The following is a 16,072-nucleotide window of genomic DNA, read 5'->3' on the forward strand; positions in this document are numbered from 1 at the left end:
GTCATGACCCAAGCCATTCGTTACGAAAAAGGCCAGGACGGCATCGTCCTCCTGACCATCGACATGCCGGGCCAGAGCGCCAACACCATGAACGCGGTGTACCGCGAGGCCATGGCCGACAGCGTCGCCCGACTGCTGGCGGAAAAAGATGACATCGCCGGGGTGATCATCACTTCGGCCAAGAAAACCTTCTTCGCCGGTGGCGACCTGAATGAACTGATCAAGGTCGGCAAGCCCGAAGCCAAGGCCTTCTACGACATGGTGCTGACCCTCAAGGGCCAGTTGCGCACCCTGGAAACCCTCGGCAAACCGGTGGTCGCGGCGATCAACGGCGCGGCACTCGGCGGTGGCTGGGAAATCTGCCTGGCCTGCCACCACCGCGTTGCGTTGGACGATGCGTCGGTGCAACTCGGTTTGCCGGAAGTGACCCTCGGTTTATTACCGGGCGGCGGCGGAGTTGTGCGCATGGTGCGCATGCTTGGCATCGAAAAGGCTTTGCCGTATCTGCTTGAAGGCAAGAAAGTCCGTCCGCAGCAGGCGTTGCAGGCAGGTTTGATCGATGAACTGGCGGCGGATCGCGATGAGCTGCTGGCCAAGGCCCGGGCGTGGATTCTGTCCAATCCTGCGGCCGTGCAGCGTTGGGATGTGAAGGGTTATCAGATTCCCGGCGGCACGCCATCCAATCCGAAAGTTGCGCAGATGCTGGCGATTGCGCCGTCGATCCTGCGCACCAAAACCCAAGGCACGTTGCCGGCACCGGAGAAGATTCTTTGCGCGGCGGTGGAGGGCGCGCAGGTGGATTTCGACACGGCGCACCTGATCGAAACCCGCTACTTTACCGAACTGACCACCGGCCAGATCTCGAAAAACCTGATCGGCACCTTCTGGTTTCAGCTCAATGAAATCAATGCCGGCGGTTCGCGGCCGCAGGGTTTTGCGCCTTATGTGACGAAGCGTGTGGGCGTGCTTGGCGCCGGAATGATGGGGGCGGGAATCGCGTACGTCAGCGCTGTGGCCGGAATCGATGTGGTGCTCAAGGACATCAACCTTGCTGCTGCCGAAAAGGGCAAGGCGCATTCGGCGGCGCTGCTGGATAAAAAAGTCGCTCGTGGGCAAATGTCTGCGCAGCAGCGTGAAGCGGTGCTGGCGCGTATCCAGCCGACCGAAAGCGATGCCGATCTGGCAGGTTGCGATCTGATCATCGAGGCGGTGTTCGAGGATCGTCAGCTCAAGGCCAAGGTCTCGGCGGCAGCGCAACAGGTGGTCGGCGCCGATGCTGTGATTGCTTCCAACACCTCGACCTTGCCAATCACTGGCTTGGCGACTGCGGTACCGGATCAAAGCAAGTTCATCGGCCTGCACTTCTTTAGCCCGGTGGAAAAGATGCCGCTGGTGGAAATCATCAAAGGCGCAAAGATCAGCGACGAAACTCTCGCTCGCGGGTTCGATTTCGTACTGCAAATCAAGAAAACCCCGATCGTGGTCAACGACAGTCGCGGCTTCTTTACCTCGCGGGTGTTCGGCACCTTCACCAATGAAGGCATTGCCATGCTGGGTGAGGGCGTCAGTGCGCCGATGATCGAGACCGAGGCGCGCAAGGCCGGCATGCCTGTCGGGCCGCTGGCGATCTCTGACGAAGTTTCCCTCAGCCTGATGAGCCATATCCGTCAGCAAACGGCCAAAGACCTTCAAGCAGAAGGGAAACCGCTGATTGAGCACCCGGCGTTCGCCGTGATTGACTTGCTGCTCAACGAATACAAGCGGTCGGGCAAGGCAGCGGGAGGCGGTTTTTATGAGTACCCGGCGGGTGGTCAGAAACATCTGTGGCCCGAGCTGAAAACCCGTTTCGAGAAAGCCGACGGGCAGATTTCACCGAAGGATGTACGTGATCGACTGTTGTTCGTGCAGGCCATCGAAACCGTGCGTTGTGTGGAGGAGGGCGTGCTGACGTCGACGGCGGATGCCAACGTTGGCTCGATTTTCGGCATCGGTTTTGCGGCATGGACGGGCGGCGCGTTGCAGTTCATCAATCAATATGGCGTGAAGGATTTCGTCGCGCGGGCGCAGTATCTGGCGGAGCAGTACGGCGAGCGTTTCGCACCGCCAGCGTTGCTGCTTGAGAAGGCTGCGAGGGGCGAATTGTTCTAACGGGCTGGGGACGCATTTCGGGGCTTGCCTTGCCGGGTAGTTTCAAGGCAGGCTCTGGGGTGTGCATTATTCCCATCACGTGTCAGGTATTTTTTATGTCGCTACGCATCTGCATTCTGGAAACCGACATCCTGCGTCCGGAACTGGTCGATGAATATCAGGGTTACGGGCAGATGTTCCAGCGCCTGTTCTCGCAACAGCCGATCGCCGCCGAGTTCACGGTGTACAACGTGATGCAGGGCGATTATCCGAGTGATGACCTGACCTTCGATGCGTATCTGGTCACCGGCAGCAAGGCTGACTCGTTCGGCACTGACCCGTGGATCCAGACCCTCAAGCAATACCTGCTGACCCGCTATGAGCGCGGCGACAAACTGCTCGGCGTGTGCTTCGGCCATCAACTGCTGGCGCTGCTGCTGGGCGGCAAGAGCGAGCGTGCTACACAGGGTTGGGGCGTCGGCATTCACAATTACAAACTGGCGGCCAAGGCACCGTGGATGAGCCCAGTGCGTGAAGAGCTGACGCTGTTGATCAGCCACCAGGATCAGGTCACGGCACTGCCGGAGAACGCGACGGTGATTGCTTCCAGCGATTTCTGCCCGTTCGCCGCGTACCACATCAACGATCAGGTGCTGTGTTTCCAGGGGCATCCGGAATTCATTCACGACTACTCGCGGGCGCTGCTGGATCTGCGTCAGGAAGCGCTGGGCGAGCAGGTGTACAGCAAGGGCGTGGCCAGTCTGGAACATCAGCACCACGGCACCACCGTTGCGGAATGGATGATGCGTTTTGTGGCGCACAAGCCGACCGCTGCTTGAATCCAGGCGCCCCCGTGTTTTGCACGGGGGCGTTTTTTCTTATAGCCAGCCCGATTTCTTGAAGCTCGCCCACAGGCTCACGCAGCCGACCGTGATAAAGCCCAATACACCGAAATAGCCGTAGTGCCAGCTCAGCTCCGGCATGTTCTGGAAGTTCATCCCGTAGATCCCCGCCACCGCCGTCGGGAATGCCAGAATCGCCGCCCAGGCAGCGAATTTGCGCTGCACCACGCTCTGCCGTGACGCCTCCAGCAACACGCCGATTTCGATGGTCTGGCTGGCGATGTCGGCCAGTGTGGTCAGGTCTTCCATCTGCCGGTTCACGTGGATCTGCACATCACGGAAGTACGGTCGCATGTTCTTGTCGATGAAGGGGAAGCTCAGCTTCTGCAGTTCCTCGCCGATTTCCACCATCGGCGCGGCGTAACGGCGCAGGCGCAGGACGTCGCGACGCAGGCCGTGCAGCTTCTGGATATCGTGCTCATTCAGCGCGCTGCACAATACGTTGCGTTCCAGCTCATCAATCTCGGCATGGATCGCTTCGCCCACCGGCTGATAGTTTTCGATCACGAAATCCAGCAGCGCATACAGTACGAAATCTTCCCCGTGCTCCAGCAACAATGGCCGCGCCTCACAGCGCTGGCGGACGTGGGCGTAGGACGCCGAGTGACCGTTGCGGGCGGTGATGATGTAGCCCTTGCCGGCGAAGATATGGGTTTCGATGAACTGCAGAATCCCGTGTTCGCGCACCGGCGAGTAGGTGACGATGAACAGCGCGTCGCCGAAGGTTTCGAGCTTCGGCCGGCTGTGTTTTTCCAGGGCGTCTTCGATGGCCAGTTCGTGCAGGTTGAATTGGCGTTGCAGGTTGGAGAGTTCCTGGGCGTTCGGCTCTTCGAGGCCGATCCAGACGAAGTGGCCGGTCTTGGCGGCCCAGGCCGCGCCTTCGTCGAGGGAAATATTGGTGACTTTCTTACCGGCGCTGTAAACCGCAGCAGCAACAACTCGACCCATTGTGGTGATTCACTTCTTCTTGGCAGATGGCAGGAGAGACATGGCTTCAGCTTAGCCGTGTCGCTGCTTGAGAGTCAGTGAAATCTGCACAGTTCAGCGGGCAAAAGAAAACCCGCACAGGGCGGGCTTCTTTTTCACGCGGCTTGCAGCTGCCGATCCATCGCATCGATGCATTCGCGCATCTGCTCGCGGCATTGGTTGATGAGCATGGGCATGTCGTCCATGGTCAGGCCGGCCGTAGGAATCGCCGGTAGTGAGCGTATAAGAATTTTCCCGCTGTGCCAGCGGTTCAGGCGCATGTGCTTGATGTAGCTGCTGACACACACCGGAACGATCGGCACCCCGGCGGCAATGGCCATCTGGAAAGCGCCTTTCTTGAACGGCAGCAGTTCTTCACCCAGGTTGCGGGTGCCTTCTGGAAAGACCCAGATCGAGGTGTCTTTGTGCTGCAAGGTGTCGGTGGTCGTCAGCATCGACTGGCGCGCCTTGTGTGCGTTTCCACGATCGATCAACACATTGCCCGCCAGCCAGAACAGCTGCCCGAACAGCGGCACCCACTTCAGGCTCTTTTTGCCGATGCACACGGTACGACGCGGTACCACGTTGCCGAACACGAACAGGTCGTAGTTGGACTGATGGTTGGCGATGATCACGCAGCTGTCGGGCTTGTTCAACAACGGGCCGACATCGGCCTTCACCCGCAAACGCAAAATACACATGGCCGGCAGTGCATAGAGGCGGGCACACAGGCGACTGTTGTCCGGATTGAATGGCCGGCACAGCCCGAGGATCACTCCGAGTATCCCCGCCAGAATAAAGTGCAGGCCCATCAATAACATACGAAACACAAACAGCATTTTCAGGCCCATCGGGACAAAAGGTGGCGCAGTGTACGGATGTGCACTGTTTTCGGCAATTGCCGCTATAGAGTCTGGAGATGGGCGATGTTTAAGCGCATGTTTCCGACTTGTTGGTCAGAGGCGTCCTAGAGCTGCTGCGGAGTTTTCAACGGGGCGTGCAAGAAAAAGCCCGACACGACGGTCGGGCTTTTCTGAATCGGTATGAGCCGGGTGTCAGCCCAAGTGTTCCTGATCCTGGATGATTGCGTTGTCCAGGGTTTCCAGCAGCGCCTTGCGCACTTTCAGCTTGGTGTTCTTGTGCGCGGTCATGTTGATCTTCTTCAACTGACGCGCGGCGGCGAGGGCAGCGCCTTGCAGTTCTTCGGCTGCGACCACTTTGTCGAGGAAGCCGGCATCCACTGCACTTTGCGGATCGAACATCTCGCCGTTGATCACCGAGCGGTGGAAGGCCGAGCGACGCAGGCGATCACGGGCCAGCTCGATGCCGGCGTGGTGCATGGTCATGCCGATCTGCACTTCGTTCAGACCAATGCTGAACGGGCCGTCGACACCGATCCGATAGTCGGCGGACAACAGAATGAACGCGCCTTTGGCCACGGCATGCCCCGGGCAAGCAACGATTACCGGGAACGGGTGCGACAACAGGCGACGGGCCAGGGTCGAGCCGGCGGTCACCAGCGACACGGCCTCTTTAGGGCCAGCAGTCATCACTTTCAGGTCATAGCCGCCAGAGAGAATGCCTGGCTGACCGGTGATGATCACAATGGCACGATCCGCCACCGCCTGATCCAGCGCCGCGTTGAAGGCCGCGATCACGTCCGGGGAAATGGCGTTGACCTTGCCGTTGCTCAGGGTCAGGGTCGCGATACCGTCTTCGAGGTGGTAGGCAATCAGGTCGCTCATGGCGCAATTCCTTGTAAGAAAGATGGGCAGACGTTACCCACCGTCGCCGGTCAGGTAAAGCACTGTGACTGACCCACCGGTCACCCTTGAGCGGCTTATCCGCCGCAACGTGCCCCATGGCAAACGCCTCCACACCTATATAGAAGGGCCGTGCTCACCCGAGATTGGCCGGATTGCCATGGCTCTGCGGTGGCGGAAACGACTTTATCTCTTAACCGCATGAAAATTCTGAAAAAAAGTTTGCCATCAGAAAAGCTTTCGACTACATTAGCGCGCCTCGACAGACAGAACATGTTTGAAGAGATACGGTGAAGTGTCCGAGTGGCTTAAGGAGCACGCCTGGAAAGTGTGTATACAGGAAACTGTATCGAGAGTTCGAATCTCTCCTTCACCGCCACATTCAGTAAACACAAACCCCTGATTTTCCTAGAGGAAATCGGGGGTTTGTGGTTTTTGGCGTTTGGAAAGTGGGTATATGGGACTGATATGGGACAGGGCATGGGTGATGCCGAGTAAGTGAAAATGGAACTCGCCACCGCCGGAACGTGCCTACAATGTCCTTACCCTTTCAAGGAGTAAGATCGATGCTAACCAGTGAAGTGATAGAGGTGGTGGAAGAGCTTGGCGCGTCGCGTGCCAACCAACGGCTGGCAGAGGGTTGGAAGCTGTTGGCCGTGGTACCTGGTTACAACCATATAAACACCCAAGCAGTGGCATGCTACGTGCTGGGTAAATCAGCCCCAGAGCCTCAAATGGCTACGAATATCAAAATGACATTTCCGAGCTAGGACCAAACCTGGCGCACTACGAATAGTAGGCTGGTATACCTATTCCGGAGGTGGGTCATTTCCTTGCAATTATGGACAAGCCGCTTTCGAATCATAGTCACTGAAGGGGGCAACTAGAAAGCGGCCAGGAGGGTGATACCGGGATAGAAACATTTCGATTTCCGAAAAAGGTCCCCCGATTTCGCTTCGTTATATTTTTCTGTTTTCTTCTACCATTCGTCAGCAACCCCCGTCTCTCTTCTTTCAATCGCCTCTCTAAATGCAATTACGGCCGCAGTGCTTTGCTGGTCGTATTTTTCTAAGTTTATGTTGGTTATGCATTGTTTAAGGTGGTTAATATCAATAAATTCTTCAATGCTTTCTAGTTTTATATATTGATTGGTTGTGCTGGAGTGGTCGCCTATAGTATAAGAAGATATTTTGGTCAGGAATCCTTTTAGAAGTAAAATGGCTCCCTCTTCGCTTTTTGTTTCAGATTTTAACCATTCTATAACTTTGTTTTTGTCTCCCCAACGTGACCATCTATAAAGGAATGAAACAAGATGTTCATGATTGATTAGTTCGCTTGGGCGATTGTTGGCCATTTCATCAAGTTTGTTAACAAACTCATCCTTGAGTTTGTTAAATTCGTTGTCGAGAAGGACCAGATTTGCATCTGATTTTTCTCTACGATTCTCTTCGGACTGAAGTATGTGCTCTACGATGGAGATGCCGGTCGTATTCTGGAAACAACGGAGAAGGAGCATTCCTCTATCTTCTATGTCTTCGACGCGCCGAAGAAACGCAACCACCAACCTGACGAGATGAGTGTTTGAACTGAACATTGTATAACCAGTTACTTCATGATCTACAACGTCACCAATGTCGAGAATCCCTTTTATGAAGTCGTAGCCGTCACTTGTGGGAATTATCTCGGAAAAAGACTCAAACTGAGCTAATGAGTTTTTTAGAATTCCTCTCTCCTTTAATGTAATTATAAATGCAGCAAAATCTTCGGCGGATGAGGTGAGAGATAGCATTTCCTGTAAGTCTGAGTTTGATAGTTCGCCGTCAGGTATTGAAAGTTGGAAGTATTTATCAAAGTTTGTGTGGTGGCACACTCTCATCTCGCGATGCCAGGTTTTTAGATATTCGCCGGAATATCCTGTCCCACCAATAGCCCATTCAATTGTAGGAAACAGATATTTGATTAGTTTCTCTACAGTACTCCGTGTAGAGGAATGTGATTTCTCCAATATGCTAGCAATTAATTTTGCAGTCGAATCTTCTTTTTCATGTTTTCCGATCCCATTCTTTGTAAGAATCTCCTTAGAGCGCGCTAGCTCTCTGTATACATCAGGCTCAAATACTCTTAAGCACTCAATGACGAAAAGATCAATAGGATTTACTTCAAATGTTGTTCTGCCTTTTAATAGTGAGAAGTGAAAGGATAGAGTCGATGTGTAGCGGTAAATGTTTCTCAGGTTGTCGAAATATAAATGTAGCCCTGTGTTAAAAATGCTTCCCCAACGTCCGGAGTCAAACATTTCTAGTGCTGATTTATCACTTTTTAGAATGGCATCCAGCTTGTTGAATAAGACGTTATGAAGGCGTGTTTTTTCTATTTTTGGTATGTCGAAAGGCACTTGGATTATTTTCTCTAGGTATTCTCGTCCAAGATGTTTTCCGTTGCTCAGTTTTTCCTCAACCAAGTCGCGCTGGAAAAGTAGTAGAAAAACAACGTTAGGGAACTCAAGGTTTGCTTTGATGAGTTGGAATACCATTCTTAGCTGATCGGAGGTTAGGCGATCCAGATCATCCATTACTACAATTAATGAGGATTTTCTGGCTGAAAGCAATTTTGAAAGTTCTTTTCTAATGTCGCTGAGACTTTGCTCATTTTCTTTTGCTGCAGCGCCCACGTCCCCGCTTATTTTTTCAAGGATGTTTTTTCCCCACTTTAATACTCCGGCACAGACTGCTAGGGCGGCAATAATGGATGCGCTTGTTGTTTTCACCCAAGCTGAATCGGAAAAACTACCGCCTAATCCAGCTAAAGTTGCAATAACGAATAGTGTTGGTAGTGCGGCAGAAAAGCTTGTAATTACAGTTTCACCAGTGTTGAGATATTTTCCGTACTTTTTTAGGGTTTTTGCCAGTTTTTTTCCTTCAGAAGAATCATCTTTTCTTCCTATAGATCTAGATATTTCTTGGAAGAAGGACGCCGTGATTTTTTCCTGTGCAGCCCATTCCCATGGAGAAAATTCTATGACGCTAGGAGGGTCCTTTTTGATGCTCTCTAATCTAGAGATAGCCATGTTTTTTATGGATGTTTTCCCCGCGCCCCAGTCTCCGTGCAGTGCTACTACCAAACTATCTCTGCCATGCCAACTAGATAGTGCGCTCGCTAGGCTATTCGAAAATTCTGCCCGCCCCAGTAAGTCATCTTCGGCTTTTGAAATCGGTCTGTCAGCTGCAAATCCATATGAGTCGTGCAGATCCATTTATTTCCTCCAGAACAAAAATATATGATTACAGATAATGCGTTTTTAAGAGATCGATCGTTTTTTAACCGGCCAGGTCCTATTCCGTCATACACGATTCTAACGCTTTTGACCCATACCTCTGTTTTGGTGTCTGGCCGTAACTCTAAAGCATCAGTGCGATCTGTAGCATCCCAACCACATCCGGCCCATCCTCATTAATCCACGTCCCGTAGTGCTGCCGAATCATATTCCCATTGGTATGCCCCATCTGCTCGGCGATCCAGTCAATTGAAGCAACCCCCGTTGTTAGCAACTGGCTGGCATAGGTATGCCGGCACTGCCCAGGTCCCCTGTAACGAACACCTGCCGTGTTCAAATGAGCCTTGAAAAACCGATCCCGCACAACGAAGTCGCTGACATGTGGGAGTCCGCTTTTGCTGTTCAGAAATACAAAGTGCAGCTTGTGCTGCCTGACGGTCTTGTTGTCTCGTTCGACGATATCTACCGTCTGCGCCTTCTTGGCCGGATTCATTGCATCAATCTTGCGTAGCGCATCCCATGCAGGCGCCAGCAGTCGCACCTTCCGAGTCGAGCGCCGTGTTTTCGTAACCCGATAAGCCCCGCGCACCTTGGACCGACGAAACGTCACCGTCCCTTGCTGCAAATCGACATCCTCCCAAGCCAGCGCGATGGTTTCCGAAACCCGTGGCCCTGCCCAAATCATGAACTGAATCATCAGCAGCTCTTGCACGCGATGCGTTGGCGTCTCAAGGATCTGCTTGATTTCCGCCCTGGTGAACGGGTCCGGTGCTTCAGGATCAGGCAAGCGCACAAACAACCCCTCAGTCGGATCATGTGCAACCTTCTTGCGAGTCCGGTAAAGCCGAAAAACCTGCCGCACATTGCTGATAATGTCTCGAATGGTCTTGTTCTTCAGCCGTTTCGACAGCGTGTCCTGCACCCACTCTTGCAAATCCAGATGATCGATCTGGTCGATCTGCACCTTGCCCCAGCGCGGCCGCACATGCACCTCGGCTTTATTGGAGTAACCGCGATAGGACGTAGCCGCAACGCTGTTACTTTTGATCTTCAGCCACAGATCGAGGTAATGACCGAAGGTGTTCTCGACCAGAGTGGCCGAATCAGGAAAATGCCGGCTGTAATTGAAAGTGCCGGCCTTGATTTCGTATTCGATGATGTTGACCAGGTGCGCTGCTTGCTCCCGGTTGGCCGCGGTATTTCCGCCGGGTAAAAGTTCCCGGTACCGCTTGCCGTTGTAACGGAAATAGACCCGCACCGAATTGCCACGGGCCTCTACGCCATGTGCCATACACGTCCCTACACGATGAACTGAACAACTGATCAGCGAGCCAAAAGCAGAAAGGCCCGACATCGGGGCCTTTCTATGTTGCCTTGGATTTGAGTGTTGCCGATCAGTCCTGACGAAGTAACCAGAACAATCCGGCGCTTTTTCTAGGTGTTGGAGGGATCCCGGACCGGGCTTCCTCAGCCCGGTGCAGTGCGGCGGTCAGTTGACGCGCCTTGCTGCACTTTCGATGGATGCCATGGGCGCGGGATTTACCGCATTGGTCACATATGCCAGTCAGATCCAAGTTCCAGGGAAACGATTTTCTTCTCTTCATCGTGCCCCCATTCATAGCCGAAACGACTGGAGCGTGAGGTGGGGTTGATCTTGGTTTTTTGTCTCTTGCCCGCTGGCAATCTGTGTTTCGCAGACAAACCGATGCCGGGGTCGATTCGCTGGGGTGAGGGCGCGTTTAAGAGTCTGGGCAGTCTTCGCGCACTGTTCGTAGGCGTCTCCGCTGGCCCACTGTTGGACAGGAATTACCTGGCAGTCGAGGTGGGAGGCGTCGGTGCACAGGTATAAAAACAACAGAACCATTGGCTGCATGGTGCTTCTCCTTCGGGCGATGGGGAGTTGCAGCTCCCCGTTGTTCGCGTGCTAATTCAAATCAGCGCGCGTAGCGCCGTGGCTTGTTCTTCTTCGCTTCCGCTTGCAAGGCCATCAACTCGGCCCACTCGGCAGACTTGCGCTGCTGCCGGATCCGACTGCAGGCCTGGTGCTTGCGGGTGGATCGGGCTTTGCCGCAGATGTCGCAGCAACTGGGGAGGTCAAGCCGATGGCTCGCGATGGGCGGACGTGTGCGTACCACTGAGCTGGTTGAGGCTTGCATCAGGCGTCCCCCAGCAATGCGCGGGTGAGGGCGTTGCGCTCGCCCTGGTGAGTCAGCCTGTTCAGCGGTTGCACACTGGTACGGCCATTGCGGAGCTTCACGACTGCCGTTGCGCTGTCGATCTCTGCAATCTTCCCTTCGCGAACGCTGAGGCTGACGCTGTGCCCGGTGCTGCGTGCAGCAACGAAAGTCACGTCGTCCCCGATTTTGAAGGCGTTCGTGGTAGCCTCTTTGCCGCCACTACTTGGTTTTTGTGCTTGCATGGTGCTTCTCCTTTGGGGTGGTCGGTGTCGAGGGATTGCAGTCCCTCGGCACCACTTCTTTTGTGGTGTGAACTCATTGGTCAGCCGGCGCGGCGAACCAGGTGAATCGCCAAGCCTTTAAGCTGCTCGTTGCCAGCAACCTCCTTCTGCCACTGCAAAATCTCTTCGATCTGTTTGCTCGAGCAGTCATCGACAAGCAGCGTCCGCTCTCCACGCTCCAACCTGACTTCCATGATTCCGAGCAGGCCGTGGTGCGAATACGCATCCGCATGAATGATTCCGGCCGGTCTGCCTTCGGCCAGTTGCTGCGCCTCGATCGACCTGAGCTTTGTCGTCTTACCCGTGCCGGCGTCGCCGGTGATGAGGTGGACTTGCATGGTGTTTCTCCTTTGGAAAGTGCCCAGCGTTGCAGCGCTGGTTGCAGTTACGCGCTCTGAAAAATCCAGCAGCGCACAGTGGTGGGTTTGTTGAACATTGCGTTGCCGACGGCTTGTGAAGCGCGAACTGCGCTGTACACCGCCTTGTTGGTTTCAACCCATTTGCGGCTGCGGCTGTTCACCAGCAGCCCGCGCAACGTCTTGAGGTCAGCCAAGTTCTGCCGATGCTCGCTGGCCTTCTCTGCGAACTCGTTGAGGTTGATCGCGATGAGTTTCGGGTCGGTGCTGTGATTAACCTGCGGGCCTTCGCCCAGGCTTTCGAGGTATTCGAAGACCTCCCAGAACTCGGCAACCAGTGGGTGGTCTGCGCTGATCGCGGCTTGCCGTTCCAGTGCCATAGTCATCAGCGCCTGATGGGTCGTGGCGACGTGGTTGTCCTCGAGCGGGCAAACCAGGCGCAGGCAATCGACCAGGGCCATCAACTGGCTATGGTTCTTGATGATCCGCTCCACGCGGATGTCTTTGAGCTTGCGCAGATGCTGTTCGTGAACGAGTACTCGCTCGGCAAACTTCGCCATCACCTGGGCTTCAGCACGCACGGCCAACAGCAGGAAGTGGCTCAGTTGCTCGACCGGGATCAGGTTCAGGTTGTCAGCCGCTGCACGGCTCTCGGTGGTGACTTCCGGACGTGCAAAGTGCGATTTGATAATCCGGGTCAGGATCGCTTCAGACGCGCTGACATCAGCGTTCTGGCTGATCGCAATCGCACCCCTGAACGGCGGTTCGTAAGTCTCGTTGCCGCTGGTTTTCATGCCCTTGGTGCCGAGCGTGCCGCCGCCGTAGAAGTCTTTCAACTCGTCCCAGTCGAAGCCTTTGGCGTGCGCCTTGTCCGGCTCGTTGCGGTCGCCCTCGATCAGCACGACCGGCATGTTCGAGACCTGGCCCATGGCGCGCTGACGGCCGGCGCGGGTCGATTTCGACGGGTCAAAACCTTCATGTTCGCGACCGAGCAATTTCCACAGGAAAGTCAGCAGTGTGGTCTTGCCGGCACCGGCCTCACCGGTGACTTCAAGGAACGGAAAGGATTTGTACTGCGCGCGGATCTGCTCGGCGAACAGCGAGCCAAACCAAAAGGCCAGGGCGACGATGCCCTTGGCACCAAAGCACAGCCACAACATCGGCAGCCAGTCGGTCCGGTACTCCTTGGCGTCGCGCTGGATGTGCATGGCGATCGACTTCTGCAGCGTCTTCAGTCGCAGCTTGCCGAACTCGAAAAAGTCCTCCTTGTTCACAACGCTGACGATGCCGCCACGGACTGCAAGGTCGCCGAACACGTAGCAGCTGTGCAGCTTGCTGTAGCCGATGAAGTCGATGGTCTCGACGGTCTTCAGGCCGAACAGCTGGTCCTTCATGATCTTGTCGAGCTGCTGCCCGCTGCCGGTGAACACGGCGCCGGCGGCCATGCTCAGCAAACGTTTCTTGAACTCGCTGGCGGCGGCGACCTGGCCACCGGTGAAAGTGTTCTTCACGCTGCCGCTGTCGTGCGGGAAATCAACGCGAAAGTAGTACCAGGATTCGTCGGTGACTTCGTTGCGCTGGAAGTACAGCGCCTGCGGGTAGCAGTTGGCGATTTCGACCACGCCGCCGCATTGGCGCAGTGCCTTGTCGCGGCGTTGCTTGTCGTTCAGCAGCTGGTCTTCGTGGCGCTCGGATGACTCCAGTGCCTGCATGGCCTTGTTGAATTTCTCCAGATCCATCTTGAACCAGTAGAGCCGGCTCTCGAACCCGAAGTGAAACTCGTGGCGCTCGCGCCATTCGTACATCAGCACGCCTTTCTCCGACGCGCTTTCGGCGATCAGCAGAGCGCCGTGGTAGCGGGCGGTATCGAGGTCTTTCTCCCGCTGCTCAGCACGATCCGAATCCCCATCGATGAACGCCCAGCGCTGATGCAGGTCGTTCCAATCGACCTTGCGGCCATCGGCGGGTTGGGGGATCTGCGCGGCCTCACACTGATAGCCCAGGCCACGGGACTGACGCACCCAGCGCTTCGTGTACTTGTGCGCACCTGGCTCGTTGTCCAGGGCCCACACCAGCCTCGGCAGCTTACCGCCACGCAGTCGCGCAAGTTCTTTCAGGGACTCTTCAGGGAAAGCGCCTGACGACATGGCCGACACCGCCGCGATCCCGTGATGCACCAGGGCGATGGCGTCGAAGATGCCCTCGACGATCCAGAGTTCATCGACGGCCAGCAAATCAACGCACGGCGGGCACCACCAAACGCCCTTGTAGCTGTCGCCTTTCTTGAACCGGGCTTTCTGCTTGCCGAACCGGTGCGGCCGATCAATCAGGCGTTCCCAGTAGCCGCCCTTGTCCAGCGCGAAGCGAACCGTGGCACTGCCAGCATCCAGCTCCGGAGAATAGAAAGTGTCCTGCGTGTACCAGCCCTGAATCAGCTCAAGCTTGAAGCCTCGGGCGAACTCCAGATACGCCCGAGCAGTGGCGGTCGGATGCTGATCGGTAGAAGGTGCGCGACCGCTCCAGTCATCAAACAGATCGTCGTAGATCTCTTTGACGTGCCAGGTCTGGCCGCACTTGCTCTCCCGACCGCAAATGATCAGCCACGGGTTGTTGTGGTTGGTGTACAGCTCTTTCTTGTTGCAAGCGGGGCACTTGCCGCCACGCATGTAATCGGTAAGTGGTCGGTGCTTCAGCTCGTAGTCGCTCTCAAGGCGGCGCAGTACTTCGGCGCGTAGTTTGTCTTCCATCTTCATCGGTGCTTACTTCACTTCGCCGAGGCTTTGTTTGAGGGCGCCAATCAGGCGTTTTTGCGCGGCCATCACCGGGAAGGCCGTCAGCAGCGAGCCGTGCCGCAAACCCTCGGGGATCATGCGAAAACGATCGTCATACCAGTACTCGTTGAACTGCATGGAGTACTGCGTGCGCAGTGCCTGGAGCAGGGCTTCGGCCTGCGCTCGGGGCAGTTTTGCGGTGATGGCGATGTCGATTTCCATGATCCACCTCGGATTTCAGGCAAAGCTCACCCAAACCCACAGGAAGCGGGGCAGGGCAGGGTGTTTAAAAGGGAGTTACTGAGGGTGATGCTTGTGCGCGGAATCGCGCTGGGCCAGCAGGGTCTGCGGCAGCAGCCTTGCCGGTACCGGGTAGCGCAGATCAGCCCGGATATCGATCAAATGCACGACCGTGCAGCCGGGGCTGTTGCCCCAGTCCACACCGATCCACTTGCGCTGCTTGATCACCTGCAATTCAGTCCAGGCGTTATGCACCAGTCGTTCAGCCATGAACACCGGGACCTCCAGCGAGGTAGCCAGGTGCCGAACGCAGTTTTCATAGAGCAGATCCGAGTCCACCAGATACTGCGCTTCGTGCCGTTGCAGGTAGGCGAACGCGGCGCGCTGCATGCTGCTGCGGTAGTCGTGGGTCAACTGTTCGTGATTCATTGCGCACACTCCATTTCCATTTGGTCGAGCAGGTCGGGTTGATCGTTGGCTGTCTTCATCGCGGCACGGCGCAGAGCGATGTCGGCAATGGGCAAGCGCACCGATGGGTTGGCCATGCCGCTGGGGCTCATTTCGTGAGTCATCTCGAACTCGGCCCGCACCGACCAGCCACAGGCCTCGTTGGTGCATTGCAGGTAGGCCACTCGCAGGAAAATGTGTGTGCCTTCGCTGGTGCGGATTCGCATGCGGCCCAGGCAATGCGGGCAGACAAGTTTGTAAGTACTCACCCGGCGATCCCCCGACCGTGCAGTTGAATGGTTGCCAGCACTTCGGCGTAGCGGGCGGACATGTAGTGCATCAGGGCGTTGATGATGGCCTGGGCTTCGCAGGACTCAATGACACCGTCGTCCAATGCCTTGGCAATGATCTGGTCCACCATGCCGCGCTTGGCAGCGGCCTTGACTGACCGGTTGTACAACTCGACGTTGTCCAAATCGGCCGACACAGTCAGGGGCACGAACAAACCACCGTATTTCGCCGCGATGTAGTCGGGCAGAAAGGTGGTGCCTGCAACCTGCTCAAGACGATGAATGTGATCGTCACTCAGCGGGCGGCTGCCGGCATTTTCGTAGGCCTGGTTGTCGAACTTCTTGAGTGGCATTCCAAGGTCGGCAGCGGCATATGTCCGGCCACCCTCGTAGGCGGCAATTACCGCGCTGACCACGTCTTTCCTGCTGGCTAGAACTGGGCGTTTCATCTTCTGGTTTCCTCCCTGAGCCAACGGGC

16 protein-coding genes and 1 tRNA gene are annotated in these 16,072 nt (G+C 55.8%); 4 read left to right on the top strand and 13 right to left on the bottom strand.

All coding sequences use genetic code 11. The features are described 5' to 3' along the window. Positions 1–3 precede the first annotated feature (3 nt). Entirely contained in the window at positions 4–2,148 is a 2,145-nt protein-coding gene (locus tag QRN46_RS10395) for a 3-hydroxyacyl-CoA dehydrogenase NAD-binding domain-containing protein (protein ID WP_285354611.1), read from the top strand. A 95-nt stretch (positions 2,149–2,243) separates the two neighbouring features. Continuing rightward, on the top strand, positions 2,244–2,966 hold the full coding sequence (locus QRN46_RS10400) for an amidotransferase (RefSeq protein ID WP_007959955.1): 723 nt from the start codon (positions 2,244–2,246) through the stop codon (positions 2,964–2,966). Between the two features lie 39 nt (positions 2,967–3,005). Here QRN46_RS10400 and QRN46_RS10405 read toward each other — a convergent pair whose 3' ends face one another. The 3 genes from QRN46_RS10405 to QRN46_RS10415 form a co-directional block, all read right to left on the bottom strand. Continuing rightward, positions 3,006–3,977, bottom strand: a complete 972-nt coding sequence (locus QRN46_RS10405; RefSeq protein WP_011333223.1) for a magnesium and cobalt transport protein CorA — start codon at positions 3,975–3,977, stop codon at positions 3,006–3,008. 134 nt (positions 3,978–4,111) lie between these two features. Continuing rightward, on the bottom strand, positions 4,112–4,834 hold the full coding sequence (locus QRN46_RS10410) for a 1-acylglycerol-3-phosphate O-acyltransferase (RefSeq protein WP_285354612.1): 723 nt from the start codon (positions 4,832–4,834) through the stop codon (positions 4,112–4,114). Positions 4,835–5,050: 216 nt separating this feature from the next. Then, positions 5,051–5,740: a crotonase/enoyl-CoA hydratase family protein gene (locus QRN46_RS10415; RefSeq protein ID WP_011333225.1), complete on the bottom strand. Its 690-nt coding sequence runs from the start codon at positions 5,738–5,740 to the stop codon at positions 5,051–5,053. 307 nt (positions 5,741–6,047) lie between these two features. On the opposite strand from QRN46_RS10415, the gene QRN46_RS10420 reads away from it, so the two are divergent. Together QRN46_RS10420 and QRN46_RS10425 are read left to right on the top strand one after the other, a co-directional pair. Further along, positions 6,048–6,137 (top strand) — tRNA-Ser (locus QRN46_RS10420). 187 nt (positions 6,138–6,324) lie between these two features. After that, positions 6,325–6,528 (top strand): hypothetical protein, encoded by a 204-nt coding sequence (locus tag QRN46_RS10425; RefSeq protein ID WP_285354613.1) that lies wholly within the window; start codon positions 6,325–6,327, stop codon positions 6,526–6,528. Positions 6,529–6,737: 209 nt separating this feature from the next. Here QRN46_RS10425 and QRN46_RS10430 read toward each other — a convergent pair whose 3' ends face one another. The 10 genes from QRN46_RS10430 to QRN46_RS10475 form a co-directional block, all read right to left on the bottom strand. Further along, on the bottom strand, positions 6,738–9,011 hold the full coding sequence (locus QRN46_RS10430; protein WP_285354614.1) for a KAP family P-loop NTPase fold protein: 2,274 nt from the start codon (positions 9,009–9,011) through the stop codon (positions 6,738–6,740). A gap of 145 nt (positions 9,012–9,156) precedes the next feature. Then, the gene (locus QRN46_RS10435) at positions 9,157–10,323 is read right to left on the bottom strand and encodes an Arm DNA-binding domain-containing protein (RefSeq protein ID WP_285354615.1); all 1,167 of its coding nucleotides are present in this window, start codon (positions 10,321–10,323) and stop codon (positions 9,157–9,159) included. Between the two features lie 643 nt (positions 10,324–10,966). Then, entirely contained in the window at positions 10,967–11,188 is a 222-nt protein-coding gene (locus QRN46_RS10440; RefSeq protein WP_285354616.1) for a hypothetical protein, read from the bottom strand. Next, entirely contained in the window at positions 11,188–11,451 is a 264-nt protein-coding gene (locus QRN46_RS10445) for a hypothetical protein (RefSeq protein WP_285354617.1), read from the bottom strand. The genes QRN46_RS10440 and QRN46_RS10445 overlap by 1 nt, the downstream gene beginning before the upstream one ends. A gap of 80 nt (positions 11,452–11,531) precedes the next feature. After that, the gene (locus QRN46_RS10450) at positions 11,532–11,828 is read right to left on the bottom strand and encodes a hypothetical protein (protein WP_285354618.1); all 297 of its coding nucleotides are present in this window, start codon (positions 11,826–11,828) and stop codon (positions 11,532–11,534) included. Between the two features lie 47 nt (positions 11,829–11,875). Beyond that, positions 11,876–14,599 (bottom strand): bifunctional DNA primase/helicase, encoded by a 2,724-nt coding sequence (locus QRN46_RS10455; protein WP_285354619.1) that lies wholly within the window; start codon positions 14,597–14,599, stop codon positions 11,876–11,878. Positions 14,600–14,605: 6 nt separating this feature from the next. Beyond that, entirely contained in the window at positions 14,606–14,839 is a 234-nt protein-coding gene (locus tag QRN46_RS10460; RefSeq protein WP_285354620.1) for a hypothetical protein, read from the bottom strand. A 75-nt stretch (positions 14,840–14,914) separates the two neighbouring features. Continuing rightward, positions 14,915–15,286, bottom strand: a complete 372-nt coding sequence (locus QRN46_RS10465; RefSeq protein WP_134786921.1) for a hypothetical protein — start codon at positions 15,284–15,286, stop codon at positions 14,915–14,917. Continuing rightward, the gene (locus tag QRN46_RS10470; RefSeq protein WP_038979812.1) at positions 15,283–15,573 is read right to left on the bottom strand and encodes an Ogr/Delta-like zinc finger protein; all 291 of its coding nucleotides are present in this window, start codon (positions 15,571–15,573) and stop codon (positions 15,283–15,285) included. Before QRN46_RS10470 ends, QRN46_RS10465 begins: the two co-directional genes overlap by 4 nt. Beyond that, entirely contained in the window at positions 15,570–16,043 is a 474-nt protein-coding gene (locus tag QRN46_RS10475; RefSeq protein ID WP_285354621.1) for a YmfL family putative regulatory protein, read from the bottom strand. Before QRN46_RS10475 ends, QRN46_RS10470 begins: the two co-directional genes overlap by 4 nt. Positions 16,044–16,072: the final 29 nt, after the last annotated feature.

The sequence above is a fragment of the Pseudomonas sp. lyk4-R2A-10 genome, from assembly GCF_030209075.1.
GTDB classification, from domain to species: Bacteria; Pseudomonadota; Gammaproteobacteria; order Pseudomonadales; family Pseudomonadaceae; genus Aquipseudomonas; species Aquipseudomonas glycinae.

Excerpts from the sequence above, each read along its gene's own strand:
- QRN46_RS10460 (WP_285354620.1), bottom strand. The coding sequence starts at position 14,839 with ATGGAAATCGACATCGCCATCACCGCAAAACTGCCCCGAGCGCAGGCC.
- QRN46_RS10400 (WP_007959955.1), top strand. The coding sequence starts at position 2,244 with ATGTCGCTACGCATCTGCATTCTGGAAACCGACATCCTGCGTCCGGAA.
- QRN46_RS10440 (WP_285354616.1), bottom strand. The coding sequence starts at position 11,188 with ATGCAAGCCTCAACCAGCTCAGTGGTACGCACACGTCCGCCCATCGCG.
- QRN46_RS10445 (WP_285354617.1), bottom strand. The coding sequence starts at position 11,451 with ATGCAAGCACAAAAACCAAGTAGTGGCGGCAAAGAGGCTACCACGAAC.
- QRN46_RS10415 (WP_011333225.1), bottom strand. The coding sequence starts at position 5,740 with ATGAGCGACCTGATTGCCTACCACCTCGAAGACGGTATCGCGACCCTG.
- QRN46_RS10410 (WP_285354612.1), bottom strand. The coding sequence starts at position 4,834 with ATGCTGTTTGTGTTTCGTATGTTATTGATGGGCCTGCACTTTATTCTG.
- QRN46_RS10395 (WP_285354611.1), top strand. The coding sequence starts at position 4 with ATGACCCAAGCCATTCGTTACGAAAAAGGCCAGGACGGCATCGTCCTC.
- QRN46_RS10450 (WP_285354618.1), bottom strand. The coding sequence starts at position 11,828 with ATGCAAGTCCACCTCATCACCGGCGACGCCGGCACGGGTAAGACGACA.
- QRN46_RS10430 (WP_285354614.1), bottom strand. The coding sequence starts at position 9,011 with ATGGATCTGCACGACTCATATGGATTTGCAGCTGACAGACCGATTTCA.
- QRN46_RS10465 (WP_134786921.1), bottom strand. The coding sequence starts at position 15,286 with ATGAATCACGAACAGTTGACCCACGACTACCGCAGCAGCATGCAGCGC.
- QRN46_RS10475 (WP_285354621.1), bottom strand. The coding sequence starts at position 16,043 with ATGAAACGCCCAGTTCTAGCCAGCAGGAAAGACGTGGTCAGCGCGGTA.
- QRN46_RS10435 (WP_285354615.1), bottom strand. The coding sequence starts at position 10,323 with ATGGCACATGGCGTAGAGGCCCGTGGCAATTCGGTGCGGGTCTATTTC.
- QRN46_RS10455 (WP_285354619.1), bottom strand. The coding sequence starts at position 14,599 with ATGAAGATGGAAGACAAACTACGCGCCGAAGTACTGCGCCGCCTTGAG.
- QRN46_RS10425 (WP_285354613.1), top strand. The coding sequence starts at position 6,325 with ATGCTAACCAGTGAAGTGATAGAGGTGGTGGAAGAGCTTGGCGCGTCG.
- QRN46_RS10405 (WP_011333223.1), bottom strand. The coding sequence starts at position 3,977 with ATGGGTCGAGTTGTTGCTGCTGCGGTTTACAGCGCCGGTAAGAAAGTC.